This window comes from Pseudomonas sp. E45-MNA-CIBAN-0222 (assembly GCF_040310405.1).
Taxonomy (GTDB): domain Bacteria; phylum Pseudomonadota; class Gammaproteobacteria; order Pseudomonadales; family Pseudomonadaceae; genus Stutzerimonas; species Stutzerimonas stutzeri_AC.
On sequence record NZ_JBEOPU010000007.1, the window covers coordinates 39,750 to 57,484 of the forward strand.

General features: G+C 63.0%; 12 protein-coding genes. 5 read left to right on the forward strand and 7 right to left on the reverse strand.

Features of this window, described 5'->3' with window-relative positions; genetic code table 11:
• Positions 1 to 50: 50 nt before the first annotated feature.
• Positions 51 to 1,040 (reverse strand): catabolite repressor/activator, encoded by a 990-nt coding sequence (gene cra, locus AAEZ08_RS12075; protein WP_003281520.1) that lies wholly within the window; start codon positions 1,038 to 1,040, stop codon positions 51 to 53.
• A gap of 179 nt (positions 1,041 to 1,219) precedes the next feature.
• On the opposite strand from cra, the gene ptsP reads away from it, so the two are divergent.
• The 4 genes from ptsP to AAEZ08_RS12095 all read left to right on the forward strand — a co-directional run bounded on the left by ptsP (position 1,220) and on the right by AAEZ08_RS12095 (position 9,318).
• The gene (gene ptsP, locus AAEZ08_RS12080) at positions 1,220 to 4,099 is read left to right on the forward strand and encodes a phosphoenolpyruvate--protein phosphotransferase (RefSeq protein ID WP_500124365.1); all 2,880 of its coding nucleotides are present in this window, start codon (positions 1,220 to 1,222) and stop codon (positions 4,097 to 4,099) included.
• Positions 4,099 to 5,037, forward strand: coding sequence for a 1-phosphofructokinase (gene pfkB / locus AAEZ08_RS12085; protein WP_500124366.1), 939 nt, complete (start codon positions 4,099 to 4,101; stop codon positions 5,035 to 5,037). Before ptsP ends, pfkB begins: the two co-directional genes overlap by 1 nt.
• 20 nt (positions 5,038 to 5,057) lie before the next feature.
• Positions 5,058 to 6,794 carry a PTS fructose-like transporter subunit IIB gene (locus AAEZ08_RS12090; RefSeq protein WP_500124367.1) on the forward strand — a complete coding sequence of 579 codons (1,737 nt, stop codon included), beginning with the start codon at positions 5,058 to 5,060 and terminating at the stop codon, positions 6,792 to 6,794.
• Positions 6,795 to 6,924: 130 nt separating this feature from the next.
• Positions 6,925 to 9,318 (forward strand): membrane-bound PQQ-dependent dehydrogenase, glucose/quinate/shikimate family, encoded by a 2,394-nt coding sequence (locus tag AAEZ08_RS12095; protein WP_500124368.1) that lies wholly within the window; start codon positions 6,925 to 6,927, stop codon positions 9,316 to 9,318.
• Between the two features lie 879 nt (positions 9,319 to 10,197).
• Here the strand turns inward: AAEZ08_RS12095 and AAEZ08_RS12100 are convergent.
• Both AAEZ08_RS12100 and AAEZ08_RS12105 read right to left on the reverse strand, forming a co-directional pair.
• On the reverse strand, positions 10,198 to 10,605 hold the full coding sequence (locus AAEZ08_RS12100) for an endonuclease domain-containing protein (RefSeq protein ID WP_500124369.1): 408 nt from the start codon (positions 10,603 to 10,605) through the stop codon (positions 10,198 to 10,200).
• A 122-nt stretch (positions 10,606 to 10,727) separates the two neighbouring features.
• Positions 10,728 to 12,311 (reverse strand): peptide chain release factor 3, encoded by a 1,584-nt coding sequence (locus AAEZ08_RS12105; RefSeq protein ID WP_102820575.1) that lies wholly within the window; start codon positions 12,309 to 12,311, stop codon positions 10,728 to 10,730.
• A gap of 395 nt (positions 12,312 to 12,706) precedes the next feature.
• On the opposite strand from AAEZ08_RS12105, the gene AAEZ08_RS12110 reads away from it, so the two are divergent.
• Positions 12,707 to 13,870 (forward strand): type III PLP-dependent enzyme, encoded by a 1,164-nt coding sequence (locus AAEZ08_RS12110; RefSeq protein ID WP_003281125.1) that lies wholly within the window; start codon positions 12,707 to 12,709, stop codon positions 13,868 to 13,870.
• A 100-nt stretch (positions 13,871 to 13,970) separates the two neighbouring features.
• Here AAEZ08_RS12110 and AAEZ08_RS12115 read toward each other — a convergent pair whose 3' ends face one another.
• The 4 genes from AAEZ08_RS12115 to AAEZ08_RS12130 all read right to left on the reverse strand — a co-directional run bounded on the left by AAEZ08_RS12115 (position 13,971) and on the right by AAEZ08_RS12130 (position 17,608).
• Positions 13,971 to 15,536, reverse strand: a complete 1,566-nt coding sequence (locus AAEZ08_RS12115) for a sulfite reductase subunit alpha (protein WP_500124371.1) — start codon at positions 15,534 to 15,536, stop codon at positions 13,971 to 13,973.
• Positions 15,537 to 15,608: 72 nt separating this feature from the next.
• Complete coding sequence (locus AAEZ08_RS12120) at positions 15,609 to 16,481, reverse strand: DUF4198 domain-containing protein (protein ID WP_102820577.1); 873 nt, start codon at positions 16,479 to 16,481, stop codon at positions 15,609 to 15,611.
• Between the two features lie 14 nt (positions 16,482 to 16,495).
• Complete coding sequence (locus tag AAEZ08_RS12125) at positions 16,496 to 17,005, reverse strand: DUF2271 domain-containing protein (RefSeq protein ID WP_500124372.1); 510 nt, start codon at positions 17,003 to 17,005, stop codon at positions 16,496 to 16,498.
• Between the two features lie 9 nt (positions 17,006 to 17,014).
• Positions 17,015 to 17,608 (reverse strand): PepSY-associated TM helix domain-containing protein, encoded by a 594-nt coding sequence (locus tag AAEZ08_RS12130; RefSeq protein ID WP_500124373.1) that lies wholly within the window; start codon positions 17,606 to 17,608, stop codon positions 17,015 to 17,017.
• Positions 17,609 to 17,735: the final 127 nt, after the last annotated feature.

Sequence of the window (17,735 nt, forward strand, 5' to 3'; positions counted from 1 at the left end):
TCGAAAGACGACAAGCTTCCGCCAGCGTGTCCGTGGCCGCAAGAGCGGCGTCAGTCACGGCGTACTTTCAGCTCGCGCTCGATGGCGATCACGCCGGCACGGTAGTCACTTTGCTCGATGGCGCGGATCGCCTGTTCCAGGGTTCGCTCGGCAATCTGCTCGTGCTGCTGGGAGATCGCATTGACGCGGATAGGAAGGAAATCCAGCAACTGCGCGTCGCCAAAGGTCGCCAGCCGCAAGTGCTCCGGCCAGAGTAGATCGCGTTCGCGCAGCGCATCGAAGACGCCTTCGAGCAAGACATAGGCGGTGGTGATCAGGGCATCGGGCAGCGGGCCGCGATCGAGCAGAGCGAGCATTTGTTCGCGGCCGCAGGCGCGGCTGAACTGGTCGGCACGCAGGATGCTGACCTGGCCTATGTGCTGCGAGAGTGCCTGGCGAAAACCTTCTTCGCGCTGCTGACTGATAGGCAATGCGGGGCGTGCGCTGATCAGGGCGATGTGTGCGTCGGCTGGGGTATGTAGGGAGCGCGTCAGCTGCGCTGCTGCTTCGCGATCATCGCTGATCACCGAGCAGAAATGCTCGGCATCCAGTGCCCGATCAAGCGCAATGACAGGCGTCCCGCCTGCCTGGAGCTTGCGGTAGCTGGTGTCATCAGCCGGCAGGCAGCTGGCGACGATCAGTGCATCGCAGCGGCGCGAGCGCAACACCTGGATGACCTGGCGTTCCGTGTCCGGCTCGTCATCGGACCCCGCGATCAACAGCTGATAACCACGCAACCGGGCGCGCTGCTCGAGTAGCTTGGCCAGCCGTGCATAACTGGGGTTTTCCAGATCCGGGACGATTAAACCCAGCGTTCGCGACTGCCCGCGGCGCAGGCCCGCGGCCTGTTGATCGAGCTGAAAACCCTGCTGTTCGGCTACAGCCATTACCCGTTCAACCGTGGCTGGGCTGATGCGACGCTGCGCGGCCTTGCCGTTGAGCACGTAGCTGGCGGTGGTTACCGAAACGTTGGCGAGGCGGGCGATGTCGGTCAGTTTCAACTCGGATCCTAGACAGATGGTTTGAACTCGGGCTTCTAGAATTACCCAATATTGCGTAATGTGCCAGTCTTAGGTGAAACGTTTCAGCAGGCCTTTGGTCAGAAGCGCCAGCCCAGGATTCGGGTGATGCCGGCTCTCGTCGGCGACTACAACAATCGCGAGCCCCGCAGGAGTTATTCATGCTTGAGTTGAATGCGCAGCACATCCATATGCACCAGACGGCGGTGGACAAGCCTGCCGCGCTGGCCCTGCTGGGTGAAGTGCTGGTGGCTGATGGGCTGGTCGCGCCGGGTTATCTGGACGGGCTGCGTGCGCGCGAAGCGCAGGGTTCGACGTTTCTCGGGCAGGGCATCGCGATCCCCCATGGCACGCCGGAAACCCGTGATCAGGTGTTCATCACCGGCGTGCGGCTGCTGCATTTTCCGGCCGGCGTCGATTGGGGCAACGGCCAGCTGGTGTATCTCGCCATCGGCATCGCGGCGCGCTCCGACGAGCACCTGCGCCTGTTGCAGCTGCTGACCCGGGCATTGGGTGAGGGCGATCTGAGCGAGGGGCTGCAGAAAGCTGACGTCCCAGAGGCGATCATCGACCTGCTGCAGGGCGCGCCGCAGGCGCTGGCGCTTGATGGCGAGCTGATCTCGCTGGGTGTCGCGGCGGATGATTTCGACGAGTTGGCCTGGCAGGGCGTCAAGCTGCTCAAGCGTGCGCAGTGCGTGGAGCCCGGCTTCAATGCCAGTCTGCCGCTTGGACAGTCGCTGCCGCTGGGGGACGGCCTCTGGTGGTTGAGCAGCGAGCAGTCGGTGCAGCGTCCTGGTCTCGCTTTCGTCACGCCAGTCTCGAATCTTGAGCATCAGGGTCAGCCGCTCAATGGGCTTTTCGTGCTGGCCAGCATGGGGGAAGCGCATCAGGCCATGCTCGAACGGCTGTGCAATCTGCTGATCGAGGGTCGTGGTCAGGAGCTGAGCCGGGCGACATCCAGTCGCACGGTGCTCGAAGCTCTGGGCGGGGACGTGCCAGTAGACTGGCCGAGCGCCCAGGTGCCGCTGGCCAATGCCCATGGGCTGCATGCGCGCCCGGCCAAAGTGCTGACCGAGATCGCCCAGGCGTTCGAAGGCGAAATTCGCGTGCGGCTGGCTGGTAGTGAGAGCGCCGGGGTATCGGTCAAGAGCCTGAGCAAGCTGTTGGCAATGGGTGCGCATCGCGGTCAAGTGCTGGAATTCATGGCCGAGCCTTCTATTTCAGATGATGCGTTGCCTGCCCTGGTGCGTGCAGTAGAAGAGGGGCTGGGGGAAGAAGTTGAACCCTTACCGGCCCCGGGTGAGGCGGAGCAATCGGTGATCGCCGCGCAACCCGATGAGTCGGCCATTGAGCAGACCGCCCTGCGCGCGGGTGATCTGGTGAATGGTATTGCTGCTTCTCCCGGCATCGCCATCGGTCCGGTCCTGGTACGCAAGCCGCAGGTGATCGACTACCCCAAGCGCGGCGAGTCTCCGGTGATCGAACTGCAGCGGCTGGATGCGGCGCTGGACAAGGTCCATGCGGAGATCGGCACGCTGATCGATGAGAGTCAGGTCGCCAGCATCCGCGACATCTTTACTACCCATCAGGCCATGCTGCGTGACCCGGCGCTGCGCGAGGAAGTCCAGGCGCGTCTGCAAAAAGGATTGAGCGCCGAAGCCGCCTGGATGGAGGAAATCGAAACTGCGGCGCAGCAGCAGGAGGCCTTGCACGACAAGCTGCTGGCCGAGCGGGCCGCCGACCTGCGTGACGTGGGTCGCCGTGTGCTGGCCTGCCTGACAGGTGTGGAAGCCGATCAGGCCCCAGATGAGCCCTACATCCTGGTGATGGACGAGGTGGCGCCGTCGGACGTCGCCACGCTCAACGCCCAGCGCGTCGCAGGCATTCTTACCGCTGGCGGCGGTGCCACCTCGCATAGCGCGATCATCGCCCGGGCACTGGGCATTCCGGCCATCGTCGGTGCCGGGCCGGGTGTGCTCGGCTTGGCGCGCAATACGTTATTGCTGCTCGATGGCGAGCGTGGCGAGCTGCTGGTCGCGCCGACCGATGCGCAGCTGGAGCATGCCCGTAGCGAGCGCGCCGCGCGGGAAGAGCGCAAGCGCCTGGCAAACGAGCGACGCATGGAGCCTGCCATCACTCGCGACGGCCATCCTGTGGAAATTGCTGCCAACATCGGCGCGGCCGGCGAAACTCCGGAAGCCGTGGCGATGGGCGCCGAAGGCATTGGTCTGCTGCGCACCGAGCTGGTGTTCATGAACCACTCTCAGGCGCCAGATCAGGCAACTCAGGAAGCCGAGTACCGCCGCGTGCTGGAAGCCCTCGAAGGGCGCCCCTTGGTGGTGCGCACGCTGGATGTCGGCGGTGACAAGCCGCTTCCATACTGGCCGATGCCCGCTGAAGAAAATCCTTTCCTCGGCGTGCGCGGCATTCGCCTGAGTTTGCAGCGCCCGGACATCCTCGAAACCCAGTTGCGCGCGTTGCTCGCCTCGGCCGATGGCCGCCCGCTGCGGATCATGTTCCCCATGGTCGGCAACATCGATGAATGGCGTAGCGCCAAGGCCATGGTCGACCGCCTGCGCGTTGAGCTGCCTGTGGCGGATCTGCAGGTCGGCATCATGATCGAGATCCCGTCCGCAGCGCTGATCGCGCCGGTGCTGGCGCAGGAAGTCGACTTCTTCAGCATTGGCACCAATGACCTCACCCAGTACACCCTGGCCATCGATCGCGGGCATCCGACGCTTTCAGGGCAGGCCGATGGCTTGCACCCGGCGGTGCTGCGGCTGATCAGCATGACCGTCGAGGCCGCTCATGCGCACGGCAAGTGGGTGGGCGTTTGCGGTGAACTGGCCGCTGATGCACTGGCGGTGCCGATGCTGGTGGGCCTGGGCGTGGATGAGCTAAGCGTCTCGGCGCGCAGCATCGCGTTGGTGAAGGCGCGGGTCCGCGAGCTGGATTACGCCGCCTGCCAGCAACTCGCTCAGCAAGCCCTGATGTTGCCGGGTGCCCATGAAGTTCGCGCCTTCGTCGGGGAGCACTGCTGATGGCTCGCGTGCTGACCGTTACCCTCAACCCGGCACTGGACCTGACCGTCCAACTGCCATTCCTGCGCCTCGGCGAGGTCAATCGCAGCGAAAGCCTGCAGGTTCATGCTGCAGGAAAGGGCCTCAACGTGGCGCAGGTGCTAGCGGATCTCGGCCATCAGCTGACCGTCACCGGTTTTCTTGGGGAAACGAATCCGCAAGCCTTTGAACAGCTGTTCGGCGCGCGGGGCTTCACTGATGAGTTCGTCCGTGTCGCCGGTGAAACCCGCAGCAACCTCAAGCTGGCCGAGACGGATGGGCGGGTCACCGATATCAATGGCCCGGGGCTCGCCGTGACCGAGGCGCAGTGCGATGAGCTGCTGGCTCGGCTCCAGCGTCTGGCACCTGCTCATGACCTCGTGGTGGTAGCCGGCAGCTTGCCGCGGGGCATCGACAGTCAGTGGTTCGTCCAGCTACTGAACTCGCTCAAAGCGCTCGGCGTGCGGGTGGCGCTGGATACCAGCGGCGTCGCGTTGCGAGACGGGCTGGCGACCCGGCCGTGGCTGATCAAGCCCAATGAGGAGGAGCTGGCCGAGGCCCGTGGTGTTGATCTCTCCGGATCTTCGGCGCTGCTGGCCGAAGCGCGGCGACTGCAAAGCGAAGGCATCGAGCACGTGGTGATTTCGCAAGGTGCTGACGGTGTCAGCTGGTTCACCGCAGACGAAGCACTGCACGCCCAGCCGCCCAAGGTTCAGGTGATCAGCACCGTCGGTGCAGGCGACTCGCTGCTCGCCGGGATGCTGCATGGCCTGCTCGTAGGCTGGCCGGCAGAGCGCACCCTCGCGCATGCCACTGCCATCGCCGCACAAGCGGTTGGGCAGGTCGGCTTTGGCATCACCGATACGGCGCAACTGGCCGAACTTCAGGCCGCAGTGCGTCTCCAGCCGCTGAGCCAATAAATCGAACAAGAGGTGAAGGAATGAATCTTCTCATCGTCACGGCCTGCCCCAATGGAATGGTCACCAGCGTACTGACGTCACGCCTACTCGAAGCGGCTGCTCATCGCCTGGGCTGGTCGACTGCAGTGGAAGTCCACGATCCCAAGGCCATTGGCTCGCCGCTGACGCCTGCACAGATCGCCAATGCCGATCTGGTGATCGTGGTGAAAACTGGCCCATTGTCGTTGCAGCGCTTCATCGGCAAGCGCGTCGCGCAATCGACCCCATCCGAGGCACTGCTCGATCCGGAAGGCTTCCTGCGCAGCGCCGCGGACACGGCGAGCGAACTGCAACAGGACGACGAGGCCGACGCCGCACACACCGGCCGCAAGCCCAAGCTGGTTGCCATCACAGCGTGCCCGACCGGTGTTGCGCATACCTTTATGGCGGCCGAAGCGCTGCAGCAGGCTGCGGTTCGCAAGGGCTACGACCTGCAGGTTGAAACCCGCGGATCGGTGGGGGCGCGCAATGTGCTGGAAGCGGACGCCATCGCCGCGGCCGACGTGGTGCTATTGGCTGCCGACATCGAGGTGGATGTGGCCCGCTTCGCCGGTAAGCGCGTGTTTCGCTGTGGCACCGGAGTTGCGCTCAAGCAGCCTGATGCGACTCTGGATCGGGCGCTGGAAGAGGGCGCGGTGCTCGCTGGAGACGTCGCTGCCAGCGCGGGTGGTGAGCAGAAGGGCGAGAAGACCGGCGTCTACAAGCACCTGCTGACGGGTGTGTCCTACATGCTGCCGATGGTGGTGGCCGGCGGTCTGTTGATCGCACTGTCCTTCGTGTTCGGCATCGAGGCATTCAAGGAGGAGGGCACGCTAGCAGCCGCCTTGATGAAGATCGGCGGCGAAACGGCCTTCCAGTTGATGGTGCCGCTGCTGGCGGGCTACATCGCATATTCCATCGCGGATCGCCCGGGCCTGGCGCCCGGCATGATCGGTGGGCTGTTGGCAGGCACCCTGGGAGCAGGTTTTATCGGCGGGATCATCGCCGGTTTCGTGGCCGGCTATGCGGCCAAGGCGGTGAGTCGCTGGATTCCACTTCCGGCCAGTATCGAATCGCTCAAGCCGATCCTGATAATCCCGCTGCTGGCCAGCCTGGTGACGGGCCTTGTGATGATCTACATCGTCGGCACGCCGGTGGCGAAGATGCTTGCCGGGCTCACCGAATTCCTCGACACCATGGGCACGTCCAACGCCATCCTGCTCGGGCTCCTGCTCGGCACCATGATGTGCGTCGACCTCGGCGGACCAGTGAACAAGGCCGCGTATGCCTTCTCCGTCGGACTGCTCGCCTCGCAAAGCTATGCGCCGATGGCCGCCACCATGGCCGCGGGAATGGTGCCGCCCATCGGCATGGGCATCGCGACGCTGCTCGCCCGGCGCAAGTTCGCGCAGACCGAACGCGAAGCCGGCAAGGCCGCGTTGGTATTGGGCTGCTGCTTCATTTCAGAAGGCGCGATTCCTTTCGCTGCAAAGGACCCGCTGCGGGTGATCCCCGCCAGCATCGCCGGTGGTGCGCTGACCGGTGCGCTGTCCATGGCTTTCGGCGCGAAGCTGCTGGCGCCGCATGGCGGGCTGTTCGTGCTGCTGATTCCGAACGCCATCAATCATGCACTGCTGTATCTCGTCGCGATCCTCGCCGGCAGTCTGGTGACGGGGGTGATCTATGCTGTGATCAAGCGGCCTGAAACGCAACCGCTCAGCGTTGGGGCGACGGCGTAAGCGCTCTCCAGAGCGGCTGAACTAAAGCCCTGTCCATCGTATCCACTGAAAGCTGGCGAGACTTTGTGTCAGAAAGTTTCGCCGGCTTTTTGCTTTTTGTTTTGTAAATGAATCGGCTGGAGAGCGTTGCATGAGTATCGATTACGGGCCGCGGCCCATGCGCATCACCCTGACCGCCGTGGTGGTCCTGCTGCTGGGGGCGCTGATGGCGGTCGGCGGCGGCTACCTCGCGATGCTGGGTGGCTCTTGGTATTACCTGCTGGCTGGTATAGGGCTGTTAGGCGTGGCCGGGCTGTTGTTCGCTCGGCGTCGCGCCGCGATCTGGCTCTACGCGGTGCTGCTGCTGGCGACGTTGGCGTGGACGCTGTACGAAGTCAGCTTCGACTGGTGGCAGTTGGCGCCGCGAATCGACCTCTGGTGCATCCTCGGGCTCTGGCTGATTCTGCCTTTCGTCAATCGCTACGTCGGCGATCGGCTGGTCTGGCGTGATGGCGCCAGCGGCCTGCTTGGCTTGGGGCTGCTGGCCGGCGCGCTGATCGCCGGGTACTCGCTGACCCAGGATTATCACTCGATCACGGGTGAATTCAGCGACGCGCAGATGCAGGGCATGAACCCCGAGGGGCAGGCCGGTCGGGTTGCCAGCGAATGGAAAGCCTACGGTGGCTCCGACCGCGGCGATCGTTACTCGACGGCCGATCTGATCACGCCGGATAACGTCGGCAAGCTGAAGAAGGCCTGGGAGTTTCACACCGGTGATCTTTCCGGCGAGGGTGACCCTGGCGAGATCACCTATCAGGTGACGCCGTTGAAGGTTGGCGACAACCTGTTCATCTGCACGCCGCACAGCATCGCCGTCGCCGTCGATGCCGACAGCGGTGAAGAGCGCTGGCGTTTCGACCCGAGCATCAATCGCGATGCTGAGTACTACCAGCACATGACCTGTCGCGGCCTCGCCTTCCATGACGCCACGGCCTATGGGCCCGCAGCGACGGCGCCGTCCGAGCAGCCAGTTGCGCGCTGTGCACGAAGACTGTTTTTGCCGACCAACGACGGCACGCTGGTCGCGTTGGATGTCGAGGACGGCAAGCTCTGTGAAGACTTCGGCAATGCCGGCGTGGTGGATCTGAAGGCTGGACTCGGTAAGGATGCTTTGGGTGTTTATCTGCCGACTTCACCACCGGTGGTTACCGAGAAACTGGTCATCGTCGGCGGTTCGATCACCGACAACGGCGCGGTGGATTCACCCGGCGGCGTGATTCGCGCCTATGACGTGCGCAGCGGCGAGCTGGTGTGGAATTTCGATCCAGGCAATCCGGACGCCACAGAGCCCTTGCCACCCGGCGAAACCTACGTGCGCAGCACGCCGAACTCCTGGACCATCGCCACCGCTGACGAGTCGTTGGGCCTGGTGTACATCCCCACCGGTAACCAGACGCCGGACCAGTGGGCGCAGCCGCGTACGCCGGAGTCCGAGCGCTTCACCGACGCGCTGGTGGCGCTGGACCTGGCCACCGGCCAGGTGCGCTGGGAATTCCAGACCGTTCACCACGATCTCTGGGATCGCGACCTGCCATCGCAGCCGACGCTGGTGGACATCGACGGCCCCCAAGGTCAGGTGCCGGCCATCATCCAGCCGACCAAGCGTGGCGATCTGTACATCCTCGACCGGCGCACCGGCGAGCCGATCGTGCCGGTGGAAGAGGTGCCCGTGCCGCAAGGCACCGACTACGGCGAGTTCACCGCGCCGACCCAGCCCGCATCGGCCGTCAGCTACGCCCCGCAAGAACCGCTGCGCGAGCGCGACATGTGGGGCGGCACTCCGCTGGACCAGATGATGTGCCGCATCCAGTTCCGCAAGCTGCGTTACGAGGGCGACTTCACGCCGCCGTCGGAGCAGGGCTCGCTGATCTATCCGGGTAACGTGGGTACCTTCAATTGGCCATCGGTGGCGGTCGATCCGAGCCGGCAGCTGTTGTTCGGTGCGCCTAACTACCTGGCCTTCGTCTCGACAATGGTCAAGCGCAGCGAGGTCGACCCCGATGAGCGTACCGGTGGCGGTGAGACTGGCCTGCAGCCCAATCTGGGGGCGCCGTATATGGTGCGGCTGGAGCCGTTCATGTCGGTGCTCGGCCTGCCGTGCCAGACCCCGCCATGGGGCTTCGTCACCGCGCTGGACCTGCGCAGCATGAAGAAGGTCTGGATGCACAAGAACGGCACGAGCCGCGACAGTGCCCCGCTGGGCATTCCCTTCCCGGTGGGTACGCCAGCACTGGGCGGGCCGATCGTCACGGCCGGTGGAGTGGCCTTTATGAGCGGTACGCTGGATTACTATTTGCGCGCCTATGATCTGCAAAACGGCAAGGAGCTGTGGAAAGGCCGCTTACCTGCCGGTGGCCAGGCGACGCCGATGACCTACGTTTCTGAAAAGACCGGAAAGCAGTACGTGGTGCAGATGGCCGGCGGGCATGGATCGTTCGGCACCAAGCTGGGTGATTCCTTGATCGCTTGGACCCTTGAGGAGTAGGTGAAGCGGGGGCAGGTGGCGACGTCGACTGCGGCGCTCGACATAGCCACCAGCCCCTCTCCCCGGAGGGGAGAGGGGACTGGACCGGGTAGGATTCAGCTTGACGGATCGGCTAACGCCAGGATGGGGTGCTGGGGGTAAGGGGCGCGGGCCTCGATTTGGTGCAAGATTTCAGTCAAGACTCGGATTCAGGCCGGTGTATCGGTAGTGCGCGGATTGGGTGCAGGTGAGAGTGAACTGATGAACGTCGCAATCGTCAGCGGAGATCAGTGACTCGCAGCCATCGCCGCTCCGCCCCTCTCCCCGAGGGGGAGGGAGAGGGGACTGGACCGGGTTGGATTTCAGCTTGGCGGATCGGCTAACGCCAGGATTGGGCGCTGGGGATGAGAGCGTGCTGGCGGTTGTTGCAACTGCTTGATGGGCAGTCCGCGTTCACGCCCTCGCTTACTCTGCAGGGTCTACATGAGCACAAGTGATCCGGCCGCCTCAATCCGGCCCCCTCTCCCCATTGGGGAGAGGGCTGGGGTGAGGGGCGCGGGCCCGATTTGGTGCAAGATTTCAGTCAAGACTCGGATTCAGGGCGGTGTATCGGTAATGCGCGGATTGGGTGCCGGTGAGAGTGAACTGATGAACGTCGCAATCGTCAGCGGAGATCAGTAACTCGCAGCCATCGCCACCCCGCCCCTCATCCTAGCCCTTTCCTCGGAGGGGAGAGGAGACTGGACCGGGTTGGCTTCAGCTTGGTGGATCGGCTAACCCCCGGATTGGGTGCTGGGGTGAGAGCGTGCTGGTGGGTTGCAACTGCTTGATGGGCACAGCCGTGCTCACGCCCCTCGCTTGCTCTGCCGTGTCTGCATGAATACAAGTGATCCGGCTGCCTCAATCCAGCTCCCTCTCCCCTTCGGGGAGAGGGTTGGGGTGAGGGGGGCGGGTATCAATCCAACTCAAGATTTCAGTCAGGACACCCTCTAGATTCCGTATCACGTCCAGATTGCTGAAGCGTAGAACCTCCAGCCCGTGGTGCTGCAGGTAGGCCGTGCGCAAACGGTCTTTCGCCAGACCAGCTTCGTCGAAGTGCTGACCGCCATCGAGTTCGACCACAAGTCGCAAATCTGCACAGTAGAAATCCAGGACATAGGGCGGGCACGGATGCTGTCGGCGAAATTTGAATCCGGCTAAACCCCGATTGCGCAGCCGTCGCCACAGCAGGCGCTCGCAATCCGTGAGTTGGCCTCGAAGATTTCTGGCGAACTGGAGCTGTTGCGCAGAGGGGCGTTCGGTGGGCATATCACTTCCTTGTGAAAAGCGGGGCTCTCGCATCCTTGCGAGAGGTCGCAGTGTTGGGCGCAGCCTCGCGGCGGTGCCCGATCAAATGCGCCCGCTATACCCGCAGCAGGCGCATTCCTGGGTCAGTGATGCTCGCGCGTCGCCCTGAACTTCACATCCGGCCAGCGCTCTTCCATCAGGCTCAGGTTTACCCGAGTCGGTGCCAGGTAGGTCAGATGGCCGCCGCCGTCGATGGCGAGGTTCTCGTAGGCCTTGTTCTTGAAGTCTTCGAGCTTCTTCTTGTCATCGCACTCGATCCAGCGCGCCGACCAAACGTTGATCGCCTCGTAGGCGCACTCGACCTTGTATTCCTCTTTCAGGCGGCTGGCGACGACGTCGAACTGCAGCACACCGACCGCGCCGAGGATGATGTCGTTATTGCGCTCGGGGAAGAACACCTGGGTGGCGCCTTCCTCGGCCAGTTCCTGCAGGCCCTGTCGCAGCTGCTTGGATTTCAGCGGGTCCTTCAGACGCACGCGACGGAACAGTTCTGGGGCGAAGTGCGGAATGCCGGTGAAGCCGAGGTTCTCGCCTTCGGTGAAGGTGTCACCGATCTGGATGGTGCCGTGGTTGTGCAGGCCGATGATGTCGCCGGCGTAGGCTTCCTCGAGCATCTCGCGCTCGCTGGAGAAGAAGGTCAGGGCGTCGGCGATGCGGACATCCTTGCCGATGCGCGCGTGGCGCAGCTTCATGCCTTTCTCGTACTTGCCCGAGCAGATGCGCATGAAGGCGATGCGGTCGCGGTGTTTGGGGTCCATGTTCGCCTGGATCTTGAACACGAAGCCGGTGAACTTCTCCTCGACCGGCTCGACCACTCGCTCGTTGGCCGCGCGCGGCAGCGGCATCGGCGCCCAGTCGACGACGGCGTCGAGCACGTGGTCCACACCGAAATTGCCCAGCGCGGTACCGAAAAACACAGGGGTCAGCTGACCGTTGAGGAATTCGTCCTGGTCGAACTCGTGGCAGGCGCCCTGAACCAGTTCCAGCTGTTCGATGAAACGTTCGTACTCGTCGCCGATGTGCTTGCGCGCTTCGTCGGAATCCAGGTTCTGGATGATCTTGACCTCGGTGCGCTCGTGTCCGTGGCCCGGCGTGTAGACGATGATGTAGTCGTCCTTGAGGTGGTACACGCCTTTGAAGTCGCGGTAGCAACCAATCGGCCAGGTGATGGGCGCGGCCTTGATCTTCAGCACCGCCTCGATCTCGTCGAGCAGCTCGATGGGGTCGCGGATGTCGCGGTCGAGCTTGTTGATAAAGCTCACGATCGGCGTGTCGCGCAGGCGGCAGACGTCCATCAGCGCAATGGTGCGCGGCTCGACACCCTTACCGCCGTCGAGGACCATCAGCGCGCTGTCCACCGCGGTCAGGGTGCGATAGGTGTCTTCCGAGAAGTCCTCGTGACCGGGGGTGTCGAGCAGGTTGATCATGTGCTCGCGGTAGGGGAATTGCATCACCGAGGTGGTGATGGAGATGCCGCGCTGTTTCTCCATCTCCATCCAGTCGGAGGTGGCATGTCGGTCGGATTTGCGCGACTTCACCGTACCGGCAACGGCAATCGCCTTGCCCATCAGCAGCAGCTTTTCGGTGATGGTGGTCTTGCCCGCATCGGGGTGCGAGATGATGGCGAAGGTACGGCGCTTCGCGACTTCGGCGGCCTGAGTGGTCATCGGAATTAAGGAACCCGTCGACGAGTAGTCGGTCTGTCAAAAAAGGCGGCGATTATAGCGGCAAATGGATTTCGCTGCGGCCCGCACGGCTGCGGAAATCGCCGATTTGTGCAGTTTCCATGACGCTTTGTTTTGAATCGACAACATCTCGAACGCGGGACGTTTTTTTGATTGATCTATGCCCCCCTTGGTCCTAAAGTTCGCGCCCGAACGTCCATGCTGGCAACGATCCATCCGGCTCAAGTACTGACGACGAGAGATCCCCCGTGATACTCGGCGACATGCCTTGGGAAGTAGGCGAACCAAAGTGGGGAAACTGATCAGGCGTTCTTGTCAGGGCTGATGCCCTCCATCCCTCATCCGACTTTTGTTTCCCGTTTTTTGGAGTCCCACGCATGACGGTCAAGATCGAAGACTATTACCCTCGCGCCACCTTCCAGAAGATGAAGGCGTTCGCCGACCAACACGAAACCCCATTCGTGGTGATCGACACCGAAACCATCAGCAAGGCCTACGATGACCTGCGCGCCGGTTTCGAGTTCGCCAGTGTGTACTACGCCGTCAAAGCCAATCCGGCGGTGGAAATCATCGACCTGCTGCGCGACAAGGGTTCGAGTTTCGATATCGCCTCGATCTACGAGCTGGATAAGGTCATGTCCCGTGGCGTGGGTCCGGAGCGAATCAGCTACGGCAACACCATCAAGAAGTCCAAGGACATCCGCTACTTCTACGAGAAGGGCGTGCGTATGTTCGCTACCGACTCCGAAGCTGACCTGCGCAATATCGCCAAGGCCGCCCCGGGCTCGAAAGTCTATGTGCGTATTTTGACCGAAGGCTCGACCACTGCCGATTGGCCACTGTCGCGCAAGTTCGGCTGTCAGACCGACATGGCTATGGATCTGTTGATCCTGGCCCGTCAGCTGAAGCTGGAGCCCTACGGCATCTCCTTCCACGTCGGTTCACAGCAGCGTGATATTTCCGTATGGGACGCCGCCATCGCCAAGGTCAAGGTGATCTTCGAGCGCCTGAAGGAAGAAGACGGCATCGAGCTGAAGATGATCAACATGGGTGGCGGCTTCCCGGCCAACTACATCACCCGCACCAACAGCCTGGAAACCTACGCCGAAGAGATCATCCGTTTCCTCAAGGAAGACTTCGGCGACGAACTGCCAGAAATCATCCTCGAGCCCGGCCGCTCGCTGATCGCCAACGCCGGCATCCTGGTCAGCGAAGTGGTGCTGGTGGCGCGCAAGTCGCGTACCGCAGTCGAGCGCTGGGTGTATGTCGACGTGGGCAAGTTCAGCGGCCTGATCGAAACCATGGACGAGTCCATCAAATTCCCGATCTACGCCGAGAAGAAGGGTGAGGTCGAGGAAGTGGTCATCGCCGGCCCGACCTGCGACAGCGCGGACATCATGTATGAGAACTACAAGTACGGCTTGCCGCTGAACCTGGCCATCGGCGACCGCCTTTACTGGCTGTCCACCGGTGCCTACACCACTAGCTACAGCGCGGTGGAATTCAACGGCTTCCCGCCGCTGAAGGCTTACTACATCTAAGCCATAATCGCTGCACGAGCGCCCCACCATGTGGGGCGTTTTCGTTTCTGCTCGGTGTTGATTGATATCTCGTCACGCCCAGGCGATGCGGTAGCACGGGTCAGTACAAATCCCGTCGGTAACGTCCCTGTTCGGTCAGCTGCTGCAGCTGCGCTTGGCCAAGCAGGCCGAGCAGTATTTGCTGCACTTCCTGCCCCATGCCTTCCAGGCTGCCACACACGTAGATCGCCGCGCCCTGATCGACCCAGCGACGCAGGTCGTCGGCCGCATCCCGTAGGACGTGCTGCACGTAGCGCTTGTCCGGCTGATCGCGAGAAAAAGCCAGATCCAGCCGCGCCAGTAGGCCGCTATCGAGCCAACGCTGCAGTTCGTCATGAAAGAAAAAGTCGTGGGCGGCGTTGCGTTCGCCGAATAGCAGCCAGTTTCGTGAGCCTTGGGAAGTGGCGGCGCGCTCGCGCAGGTGTGCTCGCAGCCCGGCGATGCCGGTGCCATTTCCGATCAGAATGAGCGGTGTCTCGCCAGTCGGGCCGTGAAACGACGGATTGCTACGGATACGCAGGTCGATCGCTTCGCCAAGCGCGGCATAACGGCACAACCAGCCCGAACCGAGTCCTGGCGTGCCATCCGGATAGCTGGCCTCGCGCACCACCAGCTGCAGCGAACCATCGGTTGCGACTGAGGCGATCGAGTATTCGCGGTGGGGCAACGCAGGCAGGGCCAGCAGGGCATCAGCGTCGAGGGCACGCAGCTGCGCGGTCTCGGGCAGCCTTCGGTTGCTTAGGTGCGCTGCCAGGCTCTGACCATCAATGAGTCTGTGAGGATCGAGCCCGAGGTGTTGCAGCATCGCTTCCACGCGCACGAGGTCGTGCCGCGGGCCGACTTCGACGATATCGCCGGCGCGCCAGTGCTGCTGATCGTCTATCGGAACCAGCTTCAGATGCTGCACTGGCGCACCGGCGCTACCGGGGTTAAGGCAGCGTCGGTCGGTGAGGCGCCAGCGTTGATAGGGTGCCGGCAGCCAGTCGCTGAAATCGCTGCTGCCACTCAGATGCGCAAGTTGATGCTGCCAGTGGCGCAGCACGCCGGCATCGGCTCTGTCAGCCTCCAGGCGATCAAATAGAGGTGTGGCGCCACATTGCTTCAGTCGCTCATCCAGGCGCTGCCCGAATGCGCAGAAATGACGGTACTGGCGATCACCGAATGCCAGTACGGCGTACTCCAGATCGTGCAGTGCCAGGCTTGCTCCGGCCAGACTCCGCTCGAAGCGCGCGCCATTGTCTGGAGGTTCGCCTTCGCCATAGGTGCTGACAACGAACAGGATGCGCCGGGCGGGTAGTCGGTTCGGCTCCAACGCATTCAACGGCAGTAGCTGTACGTCCACGCCAGCATCGCGGAGTTGGTCTGCGCTGTGCGCGGCATAGCGCTGCGCTTGCCCGCCTTGGCTGGAGTAGGCCACCAATAGTGCGGTCGTAGTGGCGGCAGGTGTCGGTTGGGAGCACAGCTGCTTACGCCAGCAGTACAACGACACTGCCAGGTAGGTGGCGATTACCAGCGCAGCACTGATCGCCCGCGGCGGTTGCCACCACAGCAGCAGCGCAGCGATGGCGGTGCAGCCGAGCAGCGGCGAAATACGCTGCACGGATGAGAAAGGCGAGGGCAAAGACATGACTCGTTGGCGGGGTTGCGGAATTCGGCGCTGCCTGAGCCGTAGATAGCGGCTCGGGCAGCTATTCGGGCGTCAGGGCGCCAGCACTTCCAGGGTGGCGCTGTAGCTGGCGCGCCGCTCGGTGGCTGGTTTGCTCACACCCTTGTCTGTGGTCAGCTCGGCTTCCAGCCAGTACATACCGGCTTCAGGCCAGGTGATGCTGACCTTGCCGTCGGTGTCGGTCTTGGCGTTGATCTCGCCCAGTTCGTCGCGGTAACGGTTGCCGCCCGGTATCACGCTGATCTCGATATTCGCGGCAGGCTTGCCGTCGAGCAGAAAAACGAACTCCGCCGCTTCGCCAGCAAAAAGGTCGTTGGGGTGGGTGACTGGTTTGAGTTCCAGGCCCTGTCCGGTGGGTGCGAGCACGTCGGTGCTGGGTGCGCCGGAGGTCACGAACACTTCCATACGGCTGTTGGTCTGGCTGACCTTGAGGCCATCCGCCTTAGCCGGAACGTCTTTGGCGAAGCTCTCGGCAGAGCCCATCCAGCGGCGCGTCTCACCCTTTTCCTTCCAGCTGGCAAACAGGCCGCTATTGGCGACTGCCAGCTTATAGGTTCCCTTCTGGCTCAGTTGCACGTCGAAAGTACTGCGGTAGCGACCGATAGCACCGTTCTGCGCGGATACCTTCGAGCCATCGGGTGCAATGATCTGCAGCTCTGGTGTCGGGCGGCGCATGCCCGGCGGGCCGCCTGCCGGAGCCTGAGCCGCTTCGCCGATGCCCTTGAGGCGCATCGGCACGTGTTCGAAATAGAACAGGTCGTTGGAAACGGCGGCGTCGACTGTGATCCACGGCTCTTCACCGGAGAGCACGGTGGCCGAAGGCAGCATCCAGGCGCGGTGGGCCTGAGCCGATAGCGGCAGGCAGACGGCAATGGCCAGGGCGGTCCATTTGATGACGGGTTTCATGGCGTGGTTCCTGTTCATGGGGTCAGCGTGAGGGTGATTGCGCCCAGTTCGCTCTTGCCCTGGGCTTTATGTTCGGCGCTCTGCTGGGGTGGCCAGCTGAACGGAATGCGCATTAGCTCGCGGCCGCCAACTTCGCGTGCCGCTTCGACCACCAAGCGGTACTCACCGGCTTCGAGCGTCTGGAGTGGCGTCTGCTTGTCGGAGAACTTCAGCGTGTGGCTACCCACAGCGCGGGTGGCACCGCTGACGCCATCGACCGGCATCTCCAGGCTGCGGCCACTGCGGCGCCACCACTGCCGCAGATCCTTGAGCCATTTCTCGCCTTCCTTGTCCTTGAGCTTGGTGTCGTACCAAACCGCAAGGTTGGCGACGTGGCTCTGATCCGGCCGCTCCAGCCAGATGGCGACGTAGGGGCGGTGGTATTCGGCAACATCCAGACGGGGTATTTCCACGTCCAGCTGCAGGTCCGCCGCGTACAGCGGGGCGCTGAGCAGGGCGAGGGGCAACAACAGGCGTTTACGCATGAGCAGTCCTTAATGAATGAAGAGCAGCGCCAGCAGCAGCGGAATCACCAGGCCCAAGCCAACCAGTGGCCAGGTGCTGGGCCGGTTGCCGGCATGACGTTGCAGAAGCAGCAGGCCGGTGAGGCTGAACACCACACAGGCAACGGCGAACAAATCGATGAACCAGCTCCAGGCCTCGCCGCTATGGCGACCTTTGTGCAGGTCGTTGAAGTAGGCGATCCAACCGCGGTCGGTCGACTCATATTCCAGCTTGCCGCTTTCCAGGCTCAGGCTTAGCCAGGCGTCGCCGCCGGGGCGGGGCAGGGCGACATAGAGTTCGCCATCGCTCCACTCGGCGTCGCGGCCGGCCAGGCGCAGGTCCAGGGTCTGTTCCAGCCATTGCTGAAGTTCAGCCGGCAAGCCGTCCTCCGGCGGGTCGGTCTGCAGGTTGCTGAGCAGCAGCTCGGGCAGCTGCCCTTCGCGGTTTTCCACCTGCGGCTTGCTCTCGATCTGCCCGGCGTGGTTCAGCGTGATGCCGGTTACCGCGAACAACAGCATGCCGACCAGGCACAGCGCGGAGCTGATCCAGTGCCATTGGCGCAGAGTGCCGAGCCAGAAACGCATGGTGGTCCTTGTATCGTACGGGAAGGTGGGCGAATTCTAGGGTGACTGAGGCGGCAATGCTAAAGATTTACAAACAGCATACATTCGCGTCTTTGCTTGCGGTCTGTGTGGGCTAGAAACAACAGAG